The 23,629-nt window shown below is 63.1% G+C and carries 17 protein-coding genes and 1 pseudogene; 14 read left to right on the top strand and 4 right to left on the bottom strand.

The genetic code is table 11. The features are described 5' to 3' along the window. The first annotated feature begins 66 nt into the window (after positions 1–66). From glnT to folD, 4 genes are all read left to right on the top strand, one after another. Complete coding sequence (gene glnT, locus ACXAEH_RS12890) at positions 67–1,398, top strand: type III glutamate--ammonia ligase (protein WP_475033271.1); 1,332 nt, start codon at positions 67–69, stop codon at positions 1,396–1,398. Between the two features lie 302 nt (positions 1,399–1,700). Next, positions 1,701–3,377 carry a formate--tetrahydrofolate ligase gene (locus ACXAEH_RS12885; protein WP_475033269.1) on the top strand — a complete coding sequence of 559 codons (1,677 nt, stop codon included), beginning with the start codon at positions 1,701–1,703 and terminating at the stop codon, positions 3,375–3,377. Positions 3,378–3,540: 163 nt separating this feature from the next. Next, positions 3,541–3,846 carry a chorismate mutase gene (locus ACXAEH_RS12880; RefSeq protein WP_475033267.1) on the top strand — a complete coding sequence of 102 codons (306 nt, stop codon included), beginning with the start codon at positions 3,541–3,543 and terminating at the stop codon, positions 3,844–3,846. A 37-nt stretch (positions 3,847–3,883) separates the two neighbouring features. Continuing rightward, entirely contained in the window at positions 3,884–4,774 is an 891-nt protein-coding gene (gene folD / locus ACXAEH_RS12875; protein ID WP_475033265.1) for a bifunctional methylenetetrahydrofolate dehydrogenase/methenyltetrahydrofolate cyclohydrolase FolD, read from the top strand. Positions 4,775–4,894: 120 nt separating this feature from the next. Here the strand turns inward: folD and ACXAEH_RS12870 are convergent, their stop codons facing one another. Next, positions 4,895–5,737: an EamA family transporter gene (locus ACXAEH_RS12870; RefSeq protein WP_475033264.1), complete on the bottom strand. Its 843-nt coding sequence runs from the start codon at positions 5,735–5,737 to the stop codon at positions 4,895–4,897. A 181-nt stretch (positions 5,738–5,918) separates the two neighbouring features. Here ACXAEH_RS12870 and tdm point away from each other — a divergent pair. After that, a pseudogene (gene tdm / locus ACXAEH_RS12865) lies at positions 5,919–8,289 on the top strand (trimethylamine-oxide aldolase Tdm). A gap of 33 nt (positions 8,290–8,322) precedes the next feature. Beyond that, positions 8,323–8,745, top strand: a complete 423-nt coding sequence (locus ACXAEH_RS12860) for a group II truncated hemoglobin (RefSeq protein WP_475033263.1) — start codon at positions 8,323–8,325, stop codon at positions 8,743–8,745. An 86-nt stretch (positions 8,746–8,831) separates the two neighbouring features. On the opposite strand, the gene ACXAEH_RS12855 is transcribed toward ACXAEH_RS12860, so the two are convergent. The 3 genes from ACXAEH_RS12855 to ACXAEH_RS12845 all read right to left on the bottom strand — a co-directional run bounded on the left by ACXAEH_RS12855 (position 8,832) and on the right by ACXAEH_RS12845 (position 11,954). After that, positions 8,832–10,094 carry a glycerate kinase type-2 family protein gene (locus ACXAEH_RS12855; protein ID WP_475033261.1) on the bottom strand — a complete coding sequence of 421 codons (1,263 nt, stop codon included), beginning with the start codon at positions 10,092–10,094 and terminating at the stop codon, positions 8,832–8,834. An 80-nt stretch (positions 10,095–10,174) separates the two neighbouring features. Further along, positions 10,175–11,152 carry an HpcH/HpaI aldolase/citrate lyase family protein gene (locus ACXAEH_RS12850; protein WP_259957545.1) on the bottom strand — a complete coding sequence of 326 codons (978 nt, stop codon included), beginning with the start codon at positions 11,150–11,152 and terminating at the stop codon, positions 10,175–10,177. Between the two features lie 187 nt (positions 11,153–11,339). Next, positions 11,340–11,954, bottom strand: coding sequence for a response regulator transcription factor (locus tag ACXAEH_RS12845; RefSeq protein ID WP_083194229.1), 615 nt, complete (start codon positions 11,952–11,954; stop codon positions 11,340–11,342). Positions 11,955–12,264: 310 nt separating this feature from the next. Between ACXAEH_RS12845 and ACXAEH_RS12840 the strand changes: the two genes are divergently transcribed. From ACXAEH_RS12840 to ACXAEH_RS12805, 8 genes are all read left to right on the top strand, one after another. Further along, the gene (locus tag ACXAEH_RS12840; RefSeq protein WP_475033259.1) at positions 12,265–13,515 is read left to right on the top strand and encodes a pyridoxal-phosphate-dependent aminotransferase family protein; all 1,251 of its coding nucleotides are present in this window, start codon (positions 12,265–12,267) and stop codon (positions 13,513–13,515) included. Between the two features lie 33 nt (positions 13,516–13,548). Next, positions 13,549–14,748 (top strand): malate--CoA ligase subunit beta, encoded by a 1,200-nt coding sequence (locus ACXAEH_RS12835; protein WP_475033258.1) that lies wholly within the window; start codon positions 13,549–13,551, stop codon positions 14,746–14,748. Then, the gene (sucD, locus tag ACXAEH_RS12830; RefSeq protein WP_174149633.1) at positions 14,745–15,638 is read left to right on the top strand and encodes a succinate--CoA ligase subunit alpha; all 894 of its coding nucleotides are present in this window, start codon (positions 14,745–14,747) and stop codon (positions 15,636–15,638) included. The genes ACXAEH_RS12835 and sucD overlap by 4 nt, the downstream gene beginning before the upstream one ends. A gap of 99 nt (positions 15,639–15,737) precedes the next feature. After that, positions 15,738–16,709 (top strand): 2-hydroxyacid dehydrogenase, encoded by a 972-nt coding sequence (locus ACXAEH_RS12825; protein ID WP_475033256.1) that lies wholly within the window; start codon positions 15,738–15,740, stop codon positions 16,707–16,709. Further along, positions 16,709–19,369, top strand: a complete 2,661-nt coding sequence (locus tag ACXAEH_RS12820; RefSeq protein ID WP_475033255.1) for a phosphoenolpyruvate carboxylase — start codon at positions 16,709–16,711, stop codon at positions 19,367–19,369. Before ACXAEH_RS12825 ends, ACXAEH_RS12820 begins: the two co-directional genes overlap by 1 nt. 13 nt (positions 19,370–19,382) lie before the next feature. Beyond that, on the top strand, positions 19,383–20,666 hold the full coding sequence (gene glyA / locus ACXAEH_RS12815) for a serine hydroxymethyltransferase (RefSeq protein ID WP_475033253.1): 1,284 nt from the start codon (positions 19,383–19,385) through the stop codon (positions 20,664–20,666). Between the two features lie 444 nt (positions 20,667–21,110). Further along, positions 21,111–21,902: a DeoR/GlpR family DNA-binding transcription regulator gene (locus tag ACXAEH_RS12810; RefSeq protein ID WP_475033251.1), complete on the top strand. Its 792-nt coding sequence runs from the start codon at positions 21,111–21,113 to the stop codon at positions 21,900–21,902. Positions 21,903–21,944: 42 nt separating this feature from the next. Further along, positions 21,945–23,621: a Na/Pi cotransporter family protein gene (locus ACXAEH_RS12805; protein ID WP_475033249.1), complete on the top strand. Its 1,677-nt coding sequence runs from the start codon at positions 21,945–21,947 to the stop codon at positions 23,619–23,621. Positions 23,622–23,629 lie beyond the last annotated feature (8 nt).

Genomic DNA, 23,629 nt, shown 5'->3' with positions numbered 1-23,629 from the left:
GGCGCGGCCGGGAACGGTTCGCGCCCCATTTTCGAAATACGTTCAACAGGGAAAGGAAGTAGGACCATGACGACAGATCTGGCTGCTTTCGCAAAAGAAAAAGGCGTTAAGTACTTCATGATCTCCTTCACCGACTTGTTCGGTGGCCAGCGCGCCAAACTGGTGCCAGCACAGGCGATCGCGGATATGCAGGAAGACGGGGCCGGTTTTGCCGGTTTTGCCACCTGGCTTGACCTCACCCCGGCGCACCCGGACATGCTGGCGGTGCCGGACCCGTCCTCGGTGATCCAGCTGCCGTGGAAGCCGGAGGTCGCCTGGGTGGCGGCTGACTGCGTCATGGAAGGCGAAGATGTGGCCCAGGCGCCGCGCAACGTGCTGCGCCGCCTGATCAAGGAGGCTGCGGACGAAGGCCTGCACGTGAAGACCGGCATCGAGGCCGAGTTCTTCCTGCTGACCCCGGATGGAGAGGAAATCTCCGACCCCTTCGATACGGCAGAAAAGCCCTGCTATGACCAGCAGGCGGTGATGCGCCGCTATGACGTGGTCCGCGAGATCTGCGACTACATGCTGGAACTGGGCTGGGGGCCGTATCAGAACGACCACGAGGACGCCAACGGCCAGTTCGAGATGAACTGGGAGTTTGACGATGCGCTGGCGACCGCCGACAAGCACAGCTTCTTCAAGTTCATGACCAAGTCGGTGGCGGAAAAGCACGGCTACCGCGCGACCTTCATGCCGAAACCGGTAGAGGGCCTCACCGGCAACGGCTGCCACGCCCATATCTCGGTCTGGGACGCGCCGGGTGCAGATGCCCGTAACAACGTCTTTGCGTCTGACAAGGGCGAAGGCCAGATCGCAGAACTGGGCCTGTCCGAGCAGGGCGGCTGGTTCCTGGGCGGCATCATGAAACACGCCTCGGCCCTGGCGGCGATCACCAACCCGACGGTGAACTCCTACAAGCGCATCAACGCGCCGCGCACCATGTCGGGTGCTACCTGGGCGCCGAACACCGTTACCTGGACCGGCAACAACCGCACCCATATGGTGCGCGTGCCCGGCCCCGGCCGGTTCGAGCTGCGCCTGCCCGATGGCGCGGTGAACCCCTACCTGCTGCAGGCGGTGATTATCGCGGCCGGTCTCTCCGGCGTGCGCTCCAAGGCCGATCCGGGCCCGCGCCACGACATCGACATGTACGCCGAAGGCCACACCATCACCGACGCACCGAAGCTGCCGCTCAACATGCTGGATGCGCTGCGCTTCTACGACAAGGATGACGGGCTGAAGGCGATGATGGGCGAGGAGTTCTCTGCCGCCTATCTGAAGATGAAGCAGCAGGAGTGGAATTCCTTCGTCAACCATTTCTCCCGCTGGGAAAAGGAGAACACGCTGGACATCTAAATCCGGCAACTGATTCCCCCTGTCCGGTCTTCGGACCGGACGACGCACGGCCCGGGCATCGCCCGGGCCTCTTTTGTTTGCGGCAGGCATTGACGCATATGCGCCGTCTTCACCCGGGGTGAAATTCCGCCTGTTTCCGATCCGCGGCAGAAACAGCAAAATCCCCCTGTTTTTCGGGGAAAACCGCGCAAGAATGTGTTGACGTGCAGGAAAATAATTTAATTAATAGGAATATATCTTGCCTCGCGGGGAACATCAGCGGCGGGGCGCGACGCGGAAGTTATGGCAACAGGGAGAGGGCCATGAGCTACAAGAGTGACATTGAGATTGCGCGTGAAGCGCAGAAGAAGCCGATCCAGGAGATTGGTGCGAAGATCGGGATTTCGAATGACGATCTGCTGCCCTACGGCCACGACAAGGCGAAGGTGAGCCAGGCGTTCATCAACTCCGTTCAGGACAAGGAAGACGGCAAGCTGATCCTGGTGACCGCGATCAACCCGACGCCGGCGGGCGAAGGCAAGACCACCACCACCGTGGGCCTGGGCGACGGTCTGAACCGGATCGGCAAGAACGCGATGATCTGTATCCGTGAGGCATCGCTCGGCCCGAACTTCGGCATGAAGGGCGGCGCTGCAGGCGGCGGCTATGCACAGGTCGTGCCGATGGAGGAGATGAACCTCCACTTCACCGGCGACTTCCACGCCATCACCTCGGCCCACTCGCTGCTGTCGGCAATGATCGACAACCACATCTACTGGGGCAATGAGTGCGACATCGACACCCGCCGCGTCGCCTGGCGCCGGGTTGTGGACATGAACGACCGCGCCCTGCGCACCATCACCGCCTCGCTGGGCGGCGTCTCCAACGGCTTCCCGCGCGAAGCCGGCTTTGACATCACCGTGGCCTCGGAAGTCATGGCGATCCTGTGCCTGGCGAACGACCTCAAGGACCTGGAAAAGCGCCTGGGCGACATCATCGTGGCCTACCGCCGCGACAAGACCCCGGTCTACTGCCGCGACATCAAGGCAGAAGGCGCCATGACCGTTCTGCTGAAGGACGCGATGCAGCCGAACCTGGTGCAGACCCTGGAAAACAACCCGGCCTTCGTGCACGGCGGCCCGTTCGCCAACATCGCGCACGGCTGCAACTCGGTGATCGCCACCAAGACCGCGCTGAAAGTGGCTGACTATGTCGTGACCGAAGCGGGCTTCGGCGCTGACCTCGGCGCCGAGAAGTTCATGAACATCAAATGCCGCAAGGCAGGCATCGCACCCTCCGCGGTTGTGCTGGTGGCCACCGTGCGCGCGATGAAGATGAACGGCGGCGTTGCCAAGGCGGATCTCGGTGCCGAGAACGTCGACGCGGTGAACTCGGGCTGTGCCAACCTCGGCCGCCACATCGAGAACGTCAAATCCTTCGGCGTGCCGGTTGTGGTTGCGATCAACCACTTCGTGACCGACACCGATGCCGAAGTGCAGGCGGTGAAGGACTATTGCGCCAGCCACGGTGTCGAAGCAGTGCTGTCGCGCCACTGGGAGCTGGGCTCGGAAGGCTCTGCGCCGCTGGCCGAGAAAGTTGTCGAGATCGTCGATGCGGGCCAGGCCAACTTCGCGCCGATCTACCCGGACGACATGCCGCTGTTCGAGAAGATCGAAACCATCGCCAAGCGCATCTACCGCGCCGACGAGGTGCTGGCGGACAACAAGATCCGCAACCAGCTGAAGGAATGGGAAGACGCGGGCTACGGCAACCTGCCGGTCTGCATGGCGAAGACCCAGTACTCCTTCTCGACCGACCCGTCCCTGCGCGGCGCGCCGACCGGCCACTCGGTGCCGGTGCGTGAGGTCCGCCTGTCTGCGGGCGCCGGCTTCATCGTTGCGGTCTGCGGCGAGATCATGACCATGCCGGGCCTGCCGCGCAAACCGGCGGCGGAAACCATCCGCCTGAACGAGGACGGCCAGATCGAAGGCTTGTTCTAAGACGCAAAATGCGCTTTTTGCGGCCCGGGGGAGCACCCCGGGCCGCAAGAGTTTCAAGCGCAATCCGAAAAGTGGGAACCGGTTTTCGGAATCAATTGCGCGCCCGCCAAAAATGGTCAGAACCTCACATGGCCCAAAGCAATGAAAGCCGAGGTTCTGACGCATGAGCACAGAAACACCGCCGCAGGACTGCCAGTCGATGGCAGAGGTGCGGGCCCAGATTGACCGGCTCGACCGGGACCTGATCGCCCTGCTGGCCGTTCGCGCCGGCTATATCGACCGGGCCACCGAACTGAAGCAGCTCAATGGCTGGCCGGCGCGGATCCCTAGCCGGGTTGAGGAAGTGGTCATGAATGCCCGCGCCGCCGCGGAAGGGGAGGGGCTGGACCCCGATCTGATCGAAGACTTGTGGCGGCAGCTGGTGGACTGGTCGATTGCCCGCGAGGCGCGGGTGATCCGCGAAGAATAGGCAGGCTTCCGGCCTGCGGCAAAAAGGAAGAGATCAAATGGCAGCAACTCTGATTGACGGCAAGGCCTTTGCGGCCAAGGTGCGCGGCCAGGTGGCCGAGCATGTGGCGCGGCTGAAAGAGGAAAACGGCATCACCCCCGGCCTGGCGGTGGTTCTGGTGGGCGAGGACCCGGCGTCGCAAGTGTACGTGCGCTCCAAGGGCAAGCAGACCGTCGAGGTCGGCATGAACTCCTATGAGCACAAGCTGGAGGCGGACACCTCGGAAGCCGACCTGCTGGCGCTGATCGACCAGCTGAACAACGACGCAAGCGTCCATGGCATCCTGGTGCAGCTGCCGCTGCCGAAACACCTGGACGAGGATCTGGTGATCAACTCGATCGCGCCGGAGAAGGACGTGGACGGCTTCCACATCTCCAACGTCGGCCTTCTGGGAACGGGGCAGAAATCAATGGTGCCCTGCACGCCGCTGGGCTGCCTGATGATGCTGCGCGACCACCACGGGAGCCTCTCCGGCATGGATGCGGTTGTGATCGGCCGCTCCAACATCGTCGGCAAGCCGATGGCGCAGCTCCTCTTGGGCGACAGCTGCACCGTGACCATCGCGCACAGCCGCACCAAGGACCTGCCCGAAGTGGTGCGCCGCGCCGACATCGTGGTGGCGGCGGTGGGCCGCCCGGAAATGGTGCCGGGCGACTGGATCAAGGAAGGCGCCACGGTGATTGACGTGGGCATCAACCGCATTGAGCGCGACGGCAAGAACGTGCTGGTCGGCGACGTCGACTTCGCTTCCGCGGCGGAACGCGCCGGCGCCATCACCCCGGTCCCCGGCGGGGTCGGCCCGATGACCATCGCCTGCCTGCTCGCGAACACCGTCACCGCCGCCTGCCGCGCCAACAACCTGGCCGAACCCGAAGGCCTCACCGCCTGAAGCGCAGAACGCTGAGCTTCGAACAGATTTGCTCCCGCCGGGCGGCCCCGGCGGGAGTATTTTTTTGGAAAGATGAAATGAGGGGGCTTGCCTGCTTGCGGGTACGGCAGCTTGCCGTGGTCAGTGCCCCAGATAGGCAATGCCGCCGAAGGTGACGGCGACGCTGATCCATTGGGCGCGGTTCATGCTTTCACGCAGAACGAGCCAAGCGAGCACAACAGTGACCAAGCCAAAAAGCGAAGCGCTGACCGCAGCGAATTCCGGCCGCGGCAGGGTGCCGGAATAGATCACCAGGCCAAGCGCTACGGCATCCAGCGTGCCCATGAGCGCCAGCAGAGGCAGCAGCTTGCGCGAGGGAAGCTGCACCATCCGGGCCAGCCATGCCAGGCCCAGCAAAAGCAGGACGGCAGCGAGCCGGGTGATGATCAGCACCGGCAGTTCGGCTCCGGCCTGTGTTGCGGCCTGGCCGGTAGCAAAGGTCAGCGCAAACCCGGTAGCGCCTGCCAGGCCCCAGACGGCTGCCTGCAAATTGACCGGGCTGCCGTCGTCTTCAGTGGAGAAGATGGCAATGCAGCCGACGCCGCCCACCACCGCGGCAACCGCCAGCCAATGGCCGGGGCCGACCGGCTGGCCTTGCAGCATCGCCATGCCCAGCGACAGCACCGGATAGGCGCCGACCAGCGGCGCCACCAGCTTGACCGGTCCCAGGGCAAAGGCGCGGTAGAGCGCATAGGAGCCAAGAGCAAAGAGGAGGCCGGAAAGGCCGGCCAGCCAGGCGGCCTGCAGGGTCATTGCCTGCCAGTCTCCCAGCGTGACGGCGGCCCCGGCAACCAGAATTGCTCCGGTGCTGAACACGATGAGCATGGCAGGCAAGATGCTGGTTTTCTGCGAGACAAACCGCACGCAAAGGTCATGGATACCCCAGGCCAGGGCCGCGATCAGACCAAGAAGCAGCGAGTGCATACCGGTTATCCTTTCGTTTGCGGCATTCACCCCCAGGAAAATGCCGCATCCCGGGCAATTGCCATTTTTCCGCAGAAAATCAACATGTTTGTTGATTATAGTGGAGGAGCGGAATATTCTTTTCAATAAATAAATATTCCGGAAGTGCAATTTTCGACCGGAGTCCAACAGGAGATGCGCGATGAATGACATGAGCTTCCCTGAGGTTGTCAAAGGGCCGCCGAAGCCCTCTGGACTGTATCAGCCGTCGGTGTTTTCGCTGCCCAAGGGAACCGAGCGCTATGTGGTCGAAGGCTGCGGTGCGATCCTGATCCGGGTGGAGACTGGCGACGCGGTCACGGTGGTCAACGACGAGGGCGGCCAGCCATGCGAGATCGTTGCCGCCGAGGACAAGGGACGTATTGATGCGGGCCTCATCGGCGCTGCCGCCAACAGTGATGCAAGCGGGCTGAAGGCGCTGCTGACCTCTTCGGACCAGTCCCTGCGCGGATTGCGCATGGGGATGGAGGCGCGCGGCATTGATCTGGCGCAGGGCGGTGCGGTGCGGTTCTTTGACAGCGGCAGCCCTGCCAAGACCGAAGAAAGTTTTACTGCGCAACGCGACGGGGTGATGATCATTGCCGCACCCGGCGGCATCATGGATTTTGAGAAGCAGGACACCGCGACCTCGCTGACTGTCATGGTCAAGCGGGCGGTGATCAAGCAAGTGGCGCGGTTTGAACTGCCGGATCCGCTGGCCGAGCCTGTGAGCGAAGTGCGGGTGCACAGTGCCACGGCTGAGAGCTATTTTGTGAAGGCGGGCGATTACATCCAGATCATTGATGTGGATGGGCGCCAGTGCACCGACTTTCAATGCTTTGCCGCGCGCAAATTGGACAAAGGCATTGAGCACGCGCTGGATGTGACCACCACCCGCACGCTGATGGGCCATGCCTATCCGATGCCGGGGCTGCATGCGAAATACTATGACCAGGACATGCTGCCGCTGGTCGAGGTGGTGCAGGACACCGTGGGGCGCCACGATGCTTTTGCGCTGGCCTGTGCCGCAAAATACTACGACGACATCGGCTATCCCGGCCATGTGAACTGCTCGGACAACTTCAATGGCGCGCTGGCGTGCCATGGGGTGACGCCGCGGGCCGGCTGGATGGCGATCAACTTCTTCTTCAACACCGGGCTCGACGATCACGGCGTGATGTATGCTGATGAGCCCTGGACCCGGCCCGGCGACTATGTGCTGTTGCGCGCTTTGACCGATCTGGTCTGTGTCAGCTCGGCCTGCCCGGATGACACCAGCGCCGCCAATGGCTGGAACCCCACCGACATTCACATCCGCACCTATAGCGGAACAGAGACTTTCAAGCGGGCGATTGCGTTCCGCGCGACCCCTGAATCGGAGCCCAAGATGACCAAGGAAACCGGTTTCCACGACCGCCTCAGCAAGCTGACCCGCAATTTCATCGAGTATAACGGGTTCTGGCTGGCCAATTGCTATGCCGAGTCCGGCCCGCTGGAGGAATACTGGGCCTGCCGCGAGAAATCGGTGGTGCTGGACCTCTCGGCCCTGCGCAAGTTCGAGATCACCGGGCCGGATGCCGAGGCGCTGTGCCAGTATATCTTTACCCGCAATATCAAAAAGCTGGCGGTGGGGCAGGTGGTCTATACCGCGATGTGCTACCCCCATGGCGGCATGATCGACGACGGCACCGTGTTCCGCCTGGGCAAGGACAATTTCCGCTGGATTGGCGGCTCGGATTACGGCGGGGAATGGATCCGCGAGCAGGCTGAGAAGCTAGGCTTGAACGTTCTGATCCGCTCTTCGACAGACATGCAGCACAACATTGCGGTGCAGGGGCCGGAAAGCCGTGATCTGCTGAAAAAGATCATTTGGACCATGCCGCATAATCCCAAGCTGGATGAGCTGGGCTGGTTCCGCTTCACGCCGGCGCGGATCGGCGGTGAAGACGGTGTGCCGGTGGTTGTGTCACGGACCGGTTACACCGGCGAGTTGGGCTATGAGATCTTCTGCCACCCGAAACACGCCAGCGAGGTCTTTGATGCGGTCTGGGAGGCCGGCCAGGACCACGGTATCCGCCCGATGGGGCTGGAGGCGCTGGATATGGTGCGGATCGAGGCCGGGCTGATCTTTGCCGGCTGACGATTTCTCGGATCAGACCGATCCGTTTGAGGCCGGCATCGGCTTTACCGTGCCGCTGAAGTCGAAAGAGGATGATTTCGTCGGTCGCGACGCGCTGATCCGGCGCAAGACCACGCCTGCGCGCAAGCTGGTGGGGCTGGACATCAACTCGGCGATCGACGTCGGCCATGGCGACTGTGTTCACATTGGGCGCGCGCAAATTGGCGAGGTGACCTCGTCCATGCGCTCGCCGTTGCTGGGCAAGAACATTGCTCTGGCGCGGGTGGATGTGTCCTGTTCGGAAGCCGGGACCGAGGTGGAAATCGGCAAACTTGACGGACATCAAAAACGCCTGCCCGCCAAGATTGTACCCTTTGCCCATTACGACCCCAAGAAGACGCGGCCTCAATCCTGAGGCTTGCGGCCCTCTGGGGGGCAGGGAGGACACATGGCAGAGAAGCTGATTGATCAGATCGGGGGCGAGGACGTGGTCCGCGCCCTCGTCGAAAGATTTTACGACATTGTCGAAGAGACTGAGGCTGGCGCGCAGATTGTGAAACTGCACAAGCGCGGCCACGGCATGGATCACGCCCGGATCGAGCAGTTCAATTTCCTGTCCGGTTTTCTGGGCGGACGGAAGTACTATCAGGAAAAACACGGCCATATGGACGTGAAGCTGATGCACGCGCATGTGCCGGTCACGGAAGAGGACGCCGAGAATTGGCTGAAATGCATGGATCAGGCGCTGGCGGACCTCAAGCTGGAAGGTCCGCATGTGGACCGGTTGCGGATGGTGTTCCGCCGGGTGGCGCTGGTGCTGGTCAATGATCTCGCTGAATGGGGCGAGAAGAAGGTTGCGGCCAGCGTGTAAAGCCGCAGGCCTATGCAGGGCGCCGGGAGCATGGAAGCCTCCGGCGGGAGTATTTTCGGAAAGATGAAAGCGGGAGCGGCCTGGCCTTAGCCCGGCATGCGCAGGAAGACCTGCACGTCGGCCACATTGGTGCCGGTGCCGCCGGTCATCAGCAGCACGTCTGCTGATTTGAGGGCGGCATAGCTGTCATTATTGGCCAGCATCGCGTCCGGGTCCTGGCCGGCAGCTTTGATCGCGCCCCAGGTGGCAGGGGTGGCAATGCCGCCTGCCGCATCGGTCGGGCCGTCACGCCCGTCAGTGCCGCCGGACAGGAACAGCCAGTTGCCGCTGAGGCGTTCTGCGCCCAGTTTGGCAACACGCAGGGCAAGTTCCTGATTGCGCCCGCCAAGGCCGCTGCCGCGGAGCTGGACGGTGGTTTCGCCGCCGAAAATCAGCGCAACAGGAGCGTCTTTGGGGGCATTTTCTGCTGCCGTAACAATGATTTCCGCAGCGTCCGCCACATCGCCGGTCAGCCGGTGGGAGATCAGTTTCGGGCTCCAATCATCTGCCGCAGCTGCCATCATTGCCTTGAGGCTGTGGCGGTTGGAGCCGATCAGGGTATTGGCGGCCGGAGGCGGGGCCTCTTGCGCCGTTTCAGTGGCGCTGAGAAGGGTTTTGACGGCCTCAGGCGCACTGTCCCAGATGGCTGCACTCTGCATGGTGCTTCGGGCTTCTGCTCGGCTGCCGATGGGTGCGACGGTAGGGCCGGAGGCAATGGCGCGCAGATCATCCCCGATCACGTCCGACAGGATGAAGGCCTGCACCTGGGCCGGCGCGGCATGGCGCAAGAGGCCGCCGCCCTTGGTGTCGGACAGCTGCTGACGGATCAGGTTCATGTCGTTGATTTCAAGGCCAGAAGCGAGCAACAGCTTGTTCACGGCGGCTTTGTCCGCCAGCGTCAGGCCGGGGGCGGGGGCGACCATCAGGGCGGAGCCGCCGCCGGAAATCAGTGCAATCAGCCGGTCTTTCGGGCCAAGGGAACAGGCCAGCTCAATGGCAGCCCGACCCGCGGCGGCGCTGCTTTCATCGGGCACCGGGTGGGCACCGCAGATCACCGTGGCGCCGGGAATTTCCGTGTAATTTTCGGGGTTTGTAATCACCAAAGCCTGAGTAGAGTCCGGTATCAGCACCAGAGCCTCCTGCATCATCGGGATGGCGGCCTTGCCCACTGCCAGCAGCACATTCCTGCCGCCTTCGGGGAGGGGGGAGAGCGGGGAAAATGCTAGCTGGGCGCGCAGCGCCTGCGCCGGGTCGGCGCGGTCGACAGCGGCTTGAAACAGGGCCTTGGCGGTGGTCAGCAACTCGGTCATCCGGATCTCCCTGGCATAGCGGCGTTCGGCCGCCCCAGTTAAAACCGGGACGGCGGAATGTTTTGAACAGGATCAGCGGCTTAGTTGCCGGCGATCTGCTTGGCTTTTTCCACCAGCACTTCTGCCTGACGGATCGAGGCGTAGTCAATCAGGCGGCCGTCCAGCGACACCGCGCCTTTGCCTGCGGCCTCAGCCTCAGCCATGGCTTCCAGGATGCGGTGCGCCTTAGTGATTTCCGCGTCCGACGGCGACATCACCTCGTTGGCCAGCTCGATCTGGCTGGGGTGAATGGCCCATTTGCCTTCGCAGCCCAGAACAGCGGCGCGTTTGGCGGCGGCTTTGTAGCCTTCCTTGTCCTGGAAGTCGCCGAACGGGCCGTCAATCGGGCGCAGGCCGTTGGCGCGGGCGGCAACCACCATGCGGGCCAGGGCATAGTGCCACATGTCGCCCCAGTGCACGTCGCGCGAGCCATCTGCGGCCGGGTCGGTCAGCACCGAGTAATCGGGGTTCACGCCGCCGATGATGGTGGTGCGGGCGCGGGTTGAGGCGGCATAGTCGGCAACACCGAAATGCAGCGATTCGTTGCGCTTGGAGGCTGCGGCAATTTCACTCACATTCTGCATGCCAAGCGCGGTTTCGATGATGTGCTCAAAGCCGATCCGCTTTTTCAGTCCCTTGGCGTCTTCGATCTGGGTGACCAGCATGTCGACGGCATAAACATCGGCGGCGGTACCGACCTTGGGGACCATGATCAGGTCCAGGCGTTCGCCTGCCTGTTCAACCACATCGACCACATCGCGGTACATGTAGTGGGTGTCCAGGCCGTTGATTCGCACCGACATGGATTTGTTGCCCCAGTCGATGTCGTTCAGGGCCTCGATGATGTTCTTGCGGGCCTGGTCTTTCTCGTCCGGTGCAACCGCGTCTTCGAGATCCAGGAAGATCACGTCTACGTCAGATTTTGCAGCTTTTTCAAACATTTGAGGCTGAGATCCGGGGATTGCCAGCTCGCTGCGGTTCAGGCGGCCAGGGGCCTGTTCGATGGTATGAAACGACATGGGTGCGCTCCTCATTCGCAATGGGGTTTCGTCCTCTCCTCCTTAGGCATTCCCTATCAGAGTGTTTCCTGTCAAGAAAAAAGTTTTCATTTAAATACATTCGCGCGGGAGCGCGCCCGCGCGTCGCGCCCTCGCGTGCGCCCGCGTATGCGTGCACGCGTGCGAGGCGCGGGGCGGCAAGCCGGGGTCATTCCTCCAGGCTGAAATCCCCCTTGGCGGCGCGGTTGGCGTAGTAGAACGCGATCGCTTGGGCGCGGTTTTTGACCGAGAGTTTTTCGTAGAGGTTCGACAGGTGGAACTTCACCGTGTTGGTCGAAATCTCCAGCTCCTTGCTGAGCTCCTTGTTGGTCAGCCCCTTGGACAGCGCCTCGAGCATCGTGCGCTCGCGGCGGGACAGCTGTTCGATCGGATCGGTCTGCAAGCCCCGGACGTCGAGGAAGGGGAAAACCATCTTGCCCGCGGCCACGGCCAGGCAGGTGTCCAGCAGCCCCTCGACGGCGCTGGAGCGCGGGGCAAAGCCGGCGGCGCCTGCGCTCATCGCCTTGCGCGGGACGTCGCCGCTGTCGTCGGCATAGACCACCAGCCGCGGCGCGTTGGCCTGGTCGCGCAGCACCTCGATCAGCTTGGCGCCGCCGAGCGCTGGCAGGTTCCAGTCGATGATCCCGACCTGGACCGGCACCCGCATCACCGTGCCGAGGAAGCCTTCGGCGGTTGCGGAGGTGGCGACCAGCGAGAATCGCGGGTCCTTGTCGAAGATTTCGGACATCGCAGACAGCACCAGCGGATTTGCGTCAGCGAGCATGACCGAAATCGGGGAAACTTTGTCGCTTATAGGAGCCATTCTGTGTCCTTTTGTAATAAACCACCCAAATGGGTAGGTTAGATTTCGGTATGCAACGGTATTTTTACCGTTTTGGGTAGGTTTTTTCCCATCCATTCAGATACCCAAAAGCAGGATATAGGAGTGTTGCGGGTTTTGTCGACCTGGGTTTTCCTTGGGTTAACAGATGTTGCACGACAGGAAACAAACCTTCCCGCAGCGAAGAACGCGTCGCAGAAGGCTTGGGACCCCCGGCACATCGCCGACACGAAACCAGCGAGGTCTAACCCCGATGACTGAACCCACGATTTTCCCCAGCCTGGAAATCCCGGAAACCCTGGCCGCAGGCCCCGGGCCGGGCAATACCGACCCCCGCGTGCTGCAGGCCTTTTCCAACACCGGCCTGGCCGACCACATGCAGGCGGACGTGCTGCGCGGCATGATCGAGTGCAAGCAGATGCTGCGCGACCTGTGGGGCACTGCCAACACCTACACCTACGGCGTTGGCGGCACCGGCTTCTCGGGCCTGGACTGCATGCTGAACGCGATCCTGCCGGGCGACACCGTGGTGGCCTTCCAGAACGGCACCTTCTCGGGCATCGACGCGATGACCATCCGCATGAAAGCCGCCACCCGCGAGGAGCTGGCCGCAGACGCGATGAACCCGCAGCCGGCTTCCGTCACCGTGGTTGACGTGCCGCACGGCGAGTCGGTTTCCGGCAAGCTGGTGGAGCAGGTGCTGGCCGAGAAAAAACCGAAATGGGCCTTCATGGCGCATTGGGAAACCGGCTCGGGCCGCATTAACGACCTGAAAGGCTTCTCGGATGCCTGTGTGAAACACGGCGTGATGGGCCTCATTGACGCAGTGTCCTCGCTGGGCATCGAAGACTTCTCGATCGACGATTACCCGGGCGTTGCCGGCTGGGCCTCCTGCCCGCAGAAAGGCGTGCTCTGCCTGCCGCTGACCTATGCGCCGGTGTCCTTCACCGACAAATATATCCAGACCGTGCGTGAGAACGGCTGCCATTCCTATGTCCACAACCCGATCCTGGAAGCCCGCCACTGGGGCATCATGGACGGCGAGGACGTGGCTGCCGGCACCTACCACCGCACCCACTCGGGCTATGCGGTTGCCGCCTTCCACGAGGCGCTGCGCATCACCCTGCAGCACGGCCGCGCCCAGAAGGCCCGCGACTATGCCTTCCACGAGAAAGCGCTGCGCGACGCCGTCACCGCGATGGGCTGCGACGTGACCTCGAACATGACCAGCCTGGTGGTTCTGAACCTGCCCGGCGATCTGGCAGGCCGCGAGAAAGAGCTGGTGGGCAACTGCCGTGCCGTTGGTTTCGGCATCTGGCCGACCCTGTCTGAGCCGGTCCAGGTCCGTATCGGCATCCTGAACCAGATCACCCCGGCGGCCATCACCGACATCGTCAACCGCTTCGGCAAGGCGATGAACGATATGGGCGCAAATGTCGACATGGAGGCGATCAACGCCCTGCTCGACAAGCATTACGCACCGGAACTGGAACCGGCTGAGTAATAGAATTCCGACATCCATGAGGAGGAGAGGACCATGGATATCCACGAGTATCAGGCCAAGGAAGTTCTGAGCAACTTCGGCGTGACCGTTCCGCCGGGCGCGCTGGCCTACAGCCCCGAGCAGGCGGCCTACCGCGCGCGGGAACTGGGCGGCGACAAATGGATCGTCAAAGCCCAGGTTCACGCCGGCGGCCGCGGCAAGGCGGGCGGCGTCAAGCTGTGCAACTCTGAAGCCGAAATCTATGAGGCGACTGAGAACCTGTTCGGCAAGAAGCTGGTGACCCATCAGACCGGCCCCGAAGGCAAAGGCATCTACCGTGTCTATGTCGAAGGTGCGGTGCCGATCGCTCGCGAGATCTATCTCGGCTTTGTGCTGGACCGTTCCAGCCAGCGGGTGATGATCGTTGCCTCGTCCGAAGGCGGCATGGAGATTGAAGAGATCTCTGCCGAGCGCCCCGAGTCCATAGTGCGCTCGACCGTTGAGCCGGCCGTTGGTCTGCAGGACTTCCAGGCGCGCGAGATTGCGTTCCAGCTGGGCATCGAACCGGCGATGACGCAGCAGATGGTGCGTACCCTCAAGGGCTGCTACCAGGCGTTTTCCGAACTGGACGCCACCATGGTTGAGATCAACCCGCTGGTGGTCACCTCGGACAATCGGGTTATCGCGCTGGACGCCAAGATGACCTTTGACGACAACGCCCTGTTCCGCCACCCGCAGATCGCCGAACTGCGCGACAAGTCCCAGGAAGACCCGCGCGAAGCCCGCGCGGCCGACCGCGGCCTGTCCTATGTCGGCCTCGACGGCAACATCGGCTGTATTGTGAACGGTGCGGGCCTGGCAATGGCGACCATGGACACCATCAAGCTGGCCGGCGGCGAGCCTGCCAACTTCCTGGACATCGGCGGCGGCGCAACTCCGGAACGGGTGGCCAAGGCTTTCCGCCTGGTGATGTCCGACAGCAACGTGCAGGCGGTTCTGGTCAACATCTTCGCCGGTATCAACCGCTGCGACTGGGTTGCCGAAGGTGTCGTGCAGGCGTTGAAGGAAGTGCAGGTCGACGTGCCCGTGGTGGTCCGCCTTGCCGGCACCAATGTGGAGGAAGGCCAGAAGATCCTGGCGCAAAGCGGCCTGCCGCTGATCCGCGCCACCTCGCTGATGGAAGCTGCAGAGCGGGCCGTTGGCGCGTGGAAAAACGACCTTGATCAAAACACTCGTGTGAGGGCCGTCAAATGAGCATCCTTCTTGATCGCGAAAGCCGTGTCATCGTCCAGGGCATCACCGGCAAGATCGCCCGGTTCCACACCAAGGACATGATCGAATACGGCACCAACGTCGTCGGCGGCGTGGTGCCGGGCAAGGGCGGCGAGACCGTCGAGGGCGTGCCGGTCTTCAACACCGTGAAAGAAGCGGTTGAGGCCACCGGCGCAAATGCCTCGCTGGTGTTTGTGCCGCCGCCGTTTGCAGCCGACTCCATCATGGAAGCGGCGGATGCGGGCATCCACTACTGCGTCTGCATCACCGACGGCATCCCGGCCCAGGACATGATCCGGGTGAAGCGCTACATGTACCGCTATCCCAAGGAAAAGCGGATGATCCTGACCGGGCCGAACTGCGCGGGCACCATCTCGCCAGGCAAGGCGCTCTTGGGCATTATGCCGGGCCACATCTACCTGCCGGGCACCGTGGGCATCATCGGCCGTTCGGGCACCCTGGGGTACGAGGCCGCGGCGCAGCTGAAAGAACTGGGCCTGGGGGTTTCCACTTCGGTCGGGATCGGCGGCGACCCGATCAACGGCTCCTCCTTCAAGGACATCCTGGAGTGGTTCGAGAAGGATCCGGAAACCGAGGTGATCGCGATGATCGGTGAAATCGGCGGCCCGCAGGAAGCGGAAGCGGCGGATTACATCAAGAACCACGTGACCAAGCCGGTGGTGGCCTACGTCGCGGGTCTGACCGCACCCAAGGGCCGCACCATGGGCCACGCGGGCGCGATCATCTCGGCCTTCGGCGAATCCGCCTCGGAAAAGGTGGAAATCCTGTCGGCTGCTGGCGTGACCGTTGCCGAGAACCCCGCCGTGATCGGCGAAACCATCGCAAGCGTGATGAAAAAGAACGCCGCCTGATCCAGCCCTGGATCTGGCGCACTGCTCCACCCTTGGCCCGGGGCAATGGCGGGGGTGGAGCACCCTAAAAAAGATCAAGCACGTCAGGGAGATGAAATCATGGCAAAGCCAAAGGTACTGGTGACCCGCCGCTGGCCCGCCGCAGTAGAGGCGCAGCTTTCTGAAACCTTTGATGCCGTGCTGAACACCGGCGACAAGCCGCTGAGCGAGGATGAGCTGCGCGACGCGCTGAAATCCTATGACGCAGTGCTGCCGACGGTGACCGACACTGTCTCGGCCAAGGCATTCGACGTCGCCAAACCGCAGGCCCGTATCCTTGCCAACTATGGTGTTGGCTATTCACATATTGATATGCATGGCGCTGCTGGCCACGGCATGACCGTGACCAACACGCCAGATGTGCTGAGCGAGTGCACCGCTGATATCGCCATGACGCTGCTGCTGATGGTGGCCCGCCGTGCAGGCGAAGGCGAGCGTGAGCTGCGCGCCGGCGAATGGACCGGCTGGCGCCCGACCCATCTGATTGGCACCAAGGTTTCCGGCAAGACGCTGGGCATCGTTGGCTTTGGCCGCATCGGCCAGGAAATGGCCCGCCGCGCCCATCACGGCTTTGGCATGAAGATCGTGGTGCAGAACCGCTCCCGCGTGTCGCCCGATATCCTGGCCCGCTACAACGCCACTCAGGCCGACAGCCTGGAAGAGCTGATGCCGCAGTGCGACTTTGTCTCGCTGCACTGCCCGGGCGGAACCGCCAACCGGCATCTGATCAACACCCGGATGCTGAACCTGATGAAGCCGGACGCATTCCTTATTAATACCGCCCGCGGCGAGGTGATCGACGAGCTAGCCCTGTCCCGCGCGCTGTGGTTCGAAACCATCGGCGGTGCGGCTCTGGACGTGTTCGACGGTGAACCGCGCATCAACCCGGACCTGCTGGACTGCGACAACCTGGTGATGCTGCCGCATCTGGGCAGCGCTACCCGCGAAGCGCGCGAGGCAATGGGCTTCCGCGTGCTCGATAATCTCAATGACTTCTTTGCAGGGCGCGAGCCGCGTGACCGGGTGATGTAATGGGAAACCCGGCCGAAACCACTCAAGCGGGGTTCGAAGATACGGGCTATGCTGCCGAACTGCGCACCGAACTGCACGCCCTTTGGCTGGATGTGCTGCGCCAGCGCGCACCGGAAGTGGCAAAGCGCGCCACCGGCGAGTTGCCTTGGGACCTGTCCGACGGCCAGCCCGCGATCGCCTATATGCAGGCCTTCAACATCTGGTTCCAGCTGCTGAAGATCGTCGAGGAAAACGCCGCCATGCGCGACCGCCGCATCGCCGAAACCCAGGACGGCCCGGAAGTGGTCGAGGGCAGCTTTGCCCGCGCGCTGGACCTGGCCGGGGAACTCGCCACGCCGGAACGGCTGCAAGAAGTTGCCGGCCAGTTCTCGATCGGCCCGACCCTGACGGCGCATCCGACCGAGGCTAAGCGGGTCACAATTCTGGAAATCCACCGCCGCATCTACCGCGGGCTGGTGTCGCTGGAGGCCAAGCGCTGGACCCCGCGTGAGCGCGCCGATCTGCTGGAGGATCTGCGTTCGGAGATTGACCTCTTGTGGATGACCGGCGAGCTGCGCCGCGACCGTCCCAGCCTGCAGGACGAAATCCAATGGGGCCTGCAGTTCTTCCGCGACAGCCTGTACGAGGCCGTGCCGCAGCTTTTCGAACGCTACATCGCTGCTGCTGAGCCGCGTCTGGGCTCAACTGCGGACGCTCCCTGCCTGAAATTCCACTCCTGGATCGGCGGCGACCGCGACGGCAACCCGAATGTGACGGTTGAGGCCACCGCGGATGCACTGGCGGCCAACCGCGCAGCCATTCTGAAACGCTATCAGAAGGCGCTGACCACCGCTGCAGAGCGGATTTCGATTTCGGCCGCCGTGTTTGCCCTGCCTGTGAGCGCCTCTGCCCGTCTTGCGGGCATCATCGAAGCTGCCCCCGGCATGGCGGATCTCGCAGCCCGCAACCCCGGCGAAGTCTTCCGCCAGGCGCTGACCGCGATTCTGGCCCGGATCAAAGCCACCGCGACCGAAGAGTCCGGCGCCTATCCGCATTTGGGCGACTTCATCAGCGACCTCACCCAGGTCGAGGAAGCGCTGGAAGAAATCGGCGCCAGCCGTCTGGCCGCGCGTTATGTGCGTCCGATCCGCTGGCAGGCCGACGTCTTTGGATTCCGTACCGTGACGCTGGACATCCGCCAGAACTCGACGGTGACCACCGATACCCTGACCGAGATTTGGGCGCGTTCCGACGATGTGCCGGAGTTCGGCAGCCCCGAGTGGTCGGCCCGCCTGCGCCAGGAGCTGGGCAGCGCTTCGCTGGCCTATGTAATGCCGGATGAGCTGAACCCGCAAAGCAGCGAGCTGCTGAAGCTGCTGCGGCTGATGCGCGATGCCGGGGCCGGGGAAGATCCGCAGGCGATGGGACCGTTCATCCTGTCGATGACGCGCTCCACCGACGACCTGCTCGCAGTTTACCTGCTGGCGCGCTATGCGGGCTTCGGCGCCGAAAAGGCGGCGCTGAAAGTGGTGCCGCTGTTTGAAACCATCGGCGATTTGCGGGCTGCCCCGGGTATCCTCAACGGTCTCTTGGACGTGCCCTTTGCCCGCCGCTCGCTGAAATCCGGCGACAACCGTATCGAGGTGATGCTGGGCTATTCCGACAGCAACAAGGACGGTGGCTTCCTGTGCTCCACCTGGGAGCTGGAGAAGGCGCAGCGCCTGATCACCCGCACCCTGGCCGCGCACCGGATGCAGCCGGTGTTCTTCCACGGCCGCGGCGGCTCTGTTTCACGTGGAGGCGCCCCTGCCGAGCGCGCCATTGCGGCACAGCCCGCAGGCACTATTGCCGGTCAGATGCGGATCACCGAACAGGGCGAAGTGGTCAGTTCCAAGTTCGCCAACCGCGGCACCGCTCTGCATCAGCTGGAACTGATGGCCTCTTCGGTGCTGCGCCACTCGCTGCAGGACAACACCCCGCCGGTGAACCCCGAGCATGACGACGCGTTCGAGGCGCTTGCCGGCATGTCCCAGGCCGCCTACTCCAATCTGCTCAACGCGCCCGGCTTCCTGGACTATTTCCAGCAGGCCAGCCCGGTGGAGGAACTCGCACGGCTCAAGATCGGTTCGCGCCCGGCCCGCCGTTTCGGTGCAGGCTCGCTGGATGACCTGCGCGCGATACCCTGGGTCTTTGCCTGGTCGCAGAACCGCCACATGATCACCGGCTGGTATGGCTTCGGCTCGGCTGTTGCCAGCTTCCGCAAGTTCCGCGGCGCACGCGGCGACGCGGTGCTGCAGGACATGTTCTCCAACTCGCCGCTGTTCCGCCTGGTGGTGGATGAAGTCGAAAAGACGCTGCTGCAAAGCGATATGGAGATCGCTGCGGATTATGCGACGCTGGTGCAGGACGGTGAAATCCGCGAGCGGATCTTTGGCACCATCCGCAAGGAATACCAGCTGGCCCGCGAAGCCATCCTGTTCCTGACCGGGGACAGCAGCCTCGCCGACCGCTTCCCGCGCCTGCGCGCCCGCTTTGGCCGGGTCGAAACCATGCTGCGCGAAATTCACAAAACCCAGGTACGCCTCCTGCGGGAAGAGCGCGCTGAAAAGCCTTCAACAGTGCCGGTGCCGCTGCTGCAGTCGATGAACTGCGTTGCTGCGGGCCTCGGCTGGACCGGATAGACAGGAGCCCCGAATGTCCAAAGATCTCTTTTTCACCCAGTCCCTCTCTGAGCGCGATCCTGAGCTGTTTGCCTCGATCACGGCCGAGCTGGGCCGCCAGCGCGACGAGATCGAGCTGATCGCCTCCGAGAACATCGTCTCGGCCGCGGTGATGGAAGCGCAAGGTTCCGTGCTGACCAACAAATACGCCGAAGGCTACCCGGGGCGCCGCTACTATGGCGGCTGCCAGTATGTCGACGTGGCCGAAAACCTGGCGATCGACCGCGCCAAGGCGCTGTTTGGCTGCGAGTTTGCCAACGTGCAGCCGAACTCCGGCTCCCAGGCCAACCAGGGCGTGTTCCAGGCGCTCTTGAAGCCCGGCGACACCATTCTGGGCATGGATCTGGCCTCCGGCGGCCACTTGACCCACGGTGCGGCGCCGAACCAGTCGGGCAAGTGGTTCAACGCGGTCTCCTACGGCGTGCGCCGCGACGACAACCTGATCGACTACGACCAGTTGGAAGCGCTGGCGGTCGAGCACCAGCCGAAGCTGATCATCGCCGGCGGTTCGGCGATCCCGCGGGTCATCGACTTTGCCCGCTTCCGCGCCATTGCCGACAAGGTCGGCGCCTATCTGCATGTCGACATGGCGCATTTCGCAGGGCTGGTTGCGGCTGGCGAGCACCCCTCGCCCTTCCCGCATGCGCATGTGGCCACCACCACCACCCACAAGACCCTGCGCGGCCCCCGCGGCGGCATGATCCTGACCAATGACGAGGCGATTGCCAAGAAAGTGAACTCGGCGATCTTCCCCGGCATCCAGGGCGGCCCGCTGATGCATGTGATCGCAGGCAAGGCGGCGGCCTTCGGCGAGGCGCTGAAGCCCGAGTTCAAAGAGTACCAGAAACAGGTGAAGGCCAACGCGGCGGCGCTGGCGGATCAGCTGATCCAGGGCGGGCTGGACATCGTCACCGGCGGCACCGATACGCACGTCATGCTGGTCGACCTGCGTCCCAAGGGCGTCACCGGCAACATCGCCGACAAGGCGCTGGGCCGCGCCCATATCACCACCAACAAGAACGGCATCCCGTTCGATCCGGAAAAGCCCACCGTGACCTCGGGCCTGCGCCTGGGCACGCCCGCAGGCACCACCCGCGGCTTCGGCGAGGCGGAATTCCGCCAGATCGCCGACCTGATCATCGAGGTGATCGACGGGCTGGCGGCCAACGGTGAAGAGGGCAATGCGGATGTGGAAGCCGCGGTGCGCGCCAAAGTGGCGGACCTCTGCGCCAGGTTCCCGCTGTACCCGAACCTGTAAGGCCTTGCAGGATTGAGAGACAGAAACCGCCGCAGCCCAGCAGCTGCGGCGGTTTTGCGTTGACAGCCTTCTGTTCGGCGAGGGGGCAGCTCCCGCGCCCCGCCAGCGCATCAAAGATGCCCCGGCAAGGGCCTCGGGCCCGGCGGCGCCCCTGCCGGGGCGCTGCCCGCGCCGCGCGAAAGCGCGGCGCCATGCCCAACGCTTTCGGGGCTGCCGCAGGCTGGCCGGAAAGGGGCGGGAGTATTTGCCGGCAGGAAAGGCGGGCGGTACAAACGGAAAGCGCCGGGATCAAAAAAATCTGGTGACCGTTTGAGCGGTTTTGCCCGTTGTTTTTGTGAGATGCTCCCAATTTTTGTGGGAAATTGTGGGGAGAACCCTTGTAATGGAGAGGTGCCCTATGCCTAATCGCCAGAAGAAACGAAACAATGGCGAACGGATACCCTCTTGTCTGACTCTCTTTCCCTCTCGCATCGCGAATTGGAGCTGGTCGACGCGTTGCGCCGCCTGGGCGGCTCCGCCCGAAGTGCGGAGCTTGCCAGGATGCTGGAGGTCTCCGAAGAAACCGTGCGGCGCACGATCAAAGCTCTCGACAAGGCAGGCGCTGTGCAGCGGGTGCATGGCGGAGCCTTTCTGGCCGGTCCCCAAAGCGCAACCAGCTTCGCCCGGCGGATCTCTGAAAACCAAAAGGAAAAGGCGCGGATCGCAGCGCAGGTTGCTGCCCGTGCCAGTGACGGTATGGCACTGTTTCTGGATGTTGGGTCCACGACTGCCTTTGTTGCCGAGGAGCTGCGGCAAAAATCCGGGCTGATCGTGGTGACCAACTCCATCGGGGCGGCACAGACCCTGGCCAACCACAACGGCAACCGGGTGCATTTCCTGGGCGGCGAATTGCAAAGCAACGAGCGCGGCACCTTCGGCTTTGTCACTGAGCAGCAGGTGCGCCGCTTTGCGCTGGATCTCGCGGTTCTGTCGGCGGATGCGTTCTCAGCCAAACACGGGGCGCTCTACCACAGCGCGGGTGAGGCGCAGCTGGCCAGTGTCGTGGCCGATTGCGCCGAGCAGGTTGCGGTGGCGATAGCGCATCCGAAGTTTGAGGAAACTGCGCCGCATCGCGGGCCATCGCCGCGCAGGATCGATCTTTTGTTCACCGACCGGGCGCCAGGCAAGAAACTGGCAGAAGCGCTTAAAAGCTGGGGCGTGAAGACGGAAGTTGCCGAAGGAGGCAAGAATGACTGAGCTGGAAACCGGCCCCGCCGCGCGCGGCAGATGGATACTTGAATGGCGATCCTGACATTCCTCATCAGCCTTGCAGGCGCCACCATGCTGCTGCTGTTTGCGGTGCGGATGGTGCGCACCGGCATCGAGCGCAGCTATGGCGCCTCGTTCCAGCGGCTGATGACCGGCCAGCGCAGCTATGCCTCCTCCGCCGTGACCGGCGTTGCCATGGCCATCGTGCTGCAGTCTTCGGCCGCGGTGGCGCTTCTGACCTCCGGCTTTGCCGCCTCCGGCATGCTGGCGTTCCCGGCTGGCCTCGCGATTGTGCTCGGCGGCGACCTCGGCTCAGCGCTGATCATTCAGATCCTGTCGTTCAAGCTCGACTGGCTGGTGCCGGTTCTGCTGGCGATCGGCGGCTACCTGTTTGTGAAGACCGAAGCCAAGAAGGCGCGGCAGCTGGGGCGGATCCTGATGGGGGTTGCCTTCATCCTGATTTCGCTGCGCTTCCTGCGCGAGGCGATGGATCCGATTCGCGACAGCGCCTTTCTGCCTGCAATCGCGGGCTATTTGGCGCGCGACTATATCACCGCCTTCCTGGTTGGCGGTGCTCTGGCCTTTGTGATGCATTCCAGCGTTGCGGCAATCCTGATGTGCGTGACACTGGTCCAAATTGGCGCGATCCCCTTTGCGGCGGGCCTGTCGCTGGTGCTGGGGGCAAATTTCGGTTCCGCGTTCATCCCGGTGTGGCTGAGCAGGGGAATGGAATTGAAGGCGCGGCGCATTCCCTATGCCAATCTGGCCTTGCGCGGCGCATGGGCGGTGGTTGCCTTGTTTGCGGCCAATCTCGCACTGCGGCAAGGGGTGCTGGGAGATCCCCAGGGCGGCCAGATGCTGGTCAATGCGCATCTTGCGTTCAACGCATCGCTGCTGGTTCTGGCTTTACCGTTCTGCGGGCGGCTGGAAGGACTGATGGCCCGCCTCTTTCCGGAGTTTGCGAAAACCGGCGCCAGCCAGCCTGGCCGTCCGGTCAGCACGCTGGAGCAGGGCAGCTATGGGTCGGCGACACAAGCCGTTCTGAACCTCAAACGTGAATTGCTGCGGATGTCGGACCTCGTGCACGCCATGTATCGTCCGGTGCTGGAGCTTTATCAGTCCGGCACCAAGGAGCAGATCAAGGCGGTGCAGATGATGGATGGCGAGGTCAACACCTGTCTTTCCGGCATCCGCCAGTATGTGGCTGCAATCCCCGAAGAGGAATTCAGCAAGGCGCAGGTGAAAACTGCCCGCGGGCTGATGGAATATGCCATCCGCCTGGAAACCGCTGGCGATGTAGTGGCCCGGCGCCTGACGGTTCTGGCTGGCGATCTGAACAAGAAAAATCTCCGCTTTTCCAAAGATGGCTGGATGGAAATCACCCGGATGCACGAGGCCACCCTGGCCAACCTGCAGCTGGCGTCGAACGTGCTGATTTCGGATGACCTGGAGAGCGCGCGCCTGCTGAGCCTGGAAAAAACCGAGCTGAAACGGATGGAGCATGACAGCCGCAAACGCCACCTGAAACGATTGCAGAACGGCGCGCAGGAAAGCTTTGAGACCTCGGATATCCACTTGGAGACGCTGCGGGCGCTCCGTGAATTCAACAGCCATATTGCCGCGGTGGCCTATCCGGTTCTGTACCAGAACGGCCAGTTGCTGGAGACGCGGCTGATCAACGAAATGCAGCCCGAGCAAGCCGGGTAAGGCGAAGA

This window comes from Leisingera sp. ABM4_060 (genome assembly GCF_056158765.1).
The sequence above is the reverse complement of the archived record's forward strand: the minus strand, read 5'-3'. Positions and strand labels throughout refer to the sequence as shown.

What these genes read in the sequence shown, in the direction of transcription:
- glnT (WP_475033271.1), top strand. Translation starts at nt 67, where the DNA reads ATGACGACAGATCTGGCTGCTTTCGCAAAAGAAAAAGGCGTTAAGTAC.
- ACXAEH_RS12885 (WP_475033269.1), top strand. Translation starts at nt 1,701, where the DNA reads ATGAGCTACAAGAGTGACATTGAGATTGCGCGTGAAGCGCAGAAGAAG.
- ACXAEH_RS12880 (WP_475033267.1), top strand. Translation starts at nt 3,541, where the DNA reads ATGAGCACAGAAACACCGCCGCAGGACTGCCAGTCGATGGCAGAGGTG.
- folD (WP_475033265.1), top strand. Translation starts at nt 3,884, where the DNA reads ATGGCAGCAACTCTGATTGACGGCAAGGCCTTTGCGGCCAAGGTGCGC.
- ACXAEH_RS12870 (WP_475033264.1), bottom strand. Translation starts at nt 5,737, where the DNA reads ATGCACTCGCTGCTTCTTGGTCTGATCGCGGCCCTGGCCTGGGGTATC.
- ACXAEH_RS12860 (WP_475033263.1), top strand. Translation starts at nt 8,323, where the DNA reads ATGGCAGAGAAGCTGATTGATCAGATCGGGGGCGAGGACGTGGTCCGC.
- ACXAEH_RS12855 (WP_475033261.1), bottom strand. Translation starts at nt 10,094, where the DNA reads ATGACCGAGTTGCTGACCACCGCCAAGGCCCTGTTTCAAGCCGCTGTC.
- ACXAEH_RS12850 (WP_259957545.1), bottom strand. Translation starts at nt 11,152, where the DNA reads ATGTCGTTTCATACCATCGAACAGGCCCCTGGCCGCCTGAACCGCAGC.
- ACXAEH_RS12845 (WP_083194229.1), bottom strand. Translation starts at nt 11,954, where the DNA reads ATGCTCGCTGACGCAAATCCGCTGGTGCTGTCTGCGATGTCCGAAATC.
- ACXAEH_RS12840 (WP_475033259.1), top strand. Translation starts at nt 12,265, where the DNA reads ATGACTGAACCCACGATTTTCCCCAGCCTGGAAATCCCGGAAACCCTG.
- ACXAEH_RS12835 (WP_475033258.1), top strand. Translation starts at nt 13,549, where the DNA reads ATGGATATCCACGAGTATCAGGCCAAGGAAGTTCTGAGCAACTTCGGC.
- sucD (WP_174149633.1), top strand. Translation starts at nt 14,745, where the DNA reads ATGAGCATCCTTCTTGATCGCGAAAGCCGTGTCATCGTCCAGGGCATC.
- ACXAEH_RS12825 (WP_475033256.1), top strand. Translation starts at nt 15,738, where the DNA reads ATGGCAAAGCCAAAGGTACTGGTGACCCGCCGCTGGCCCGCCGCAGTA.
- ACXAEH_RS12820 (WP_475033255.1), top strand. Translation starts at nt 16,709, where the DNA reads ATGGGAAACCCGGCCGAAACCACTCAAGCGGGGTTCGAAGATACGGGC.
- glyA (WP_475033253.1), top strand. Translation starts at nt 19,383, where the DNA reads ATGTCCAAAGATCTCTTTTTCACCCAGTCCCTCTCTGAGCGCGATCCT.
- ACXAEH_RS12805 (WP_475033249.1), top strand. Translation starts at nt 21,945, where the DNA reads ATGGCGATCCTGACATTCCTCATCAGCCTTGCAGGCGCCACCATGCTG.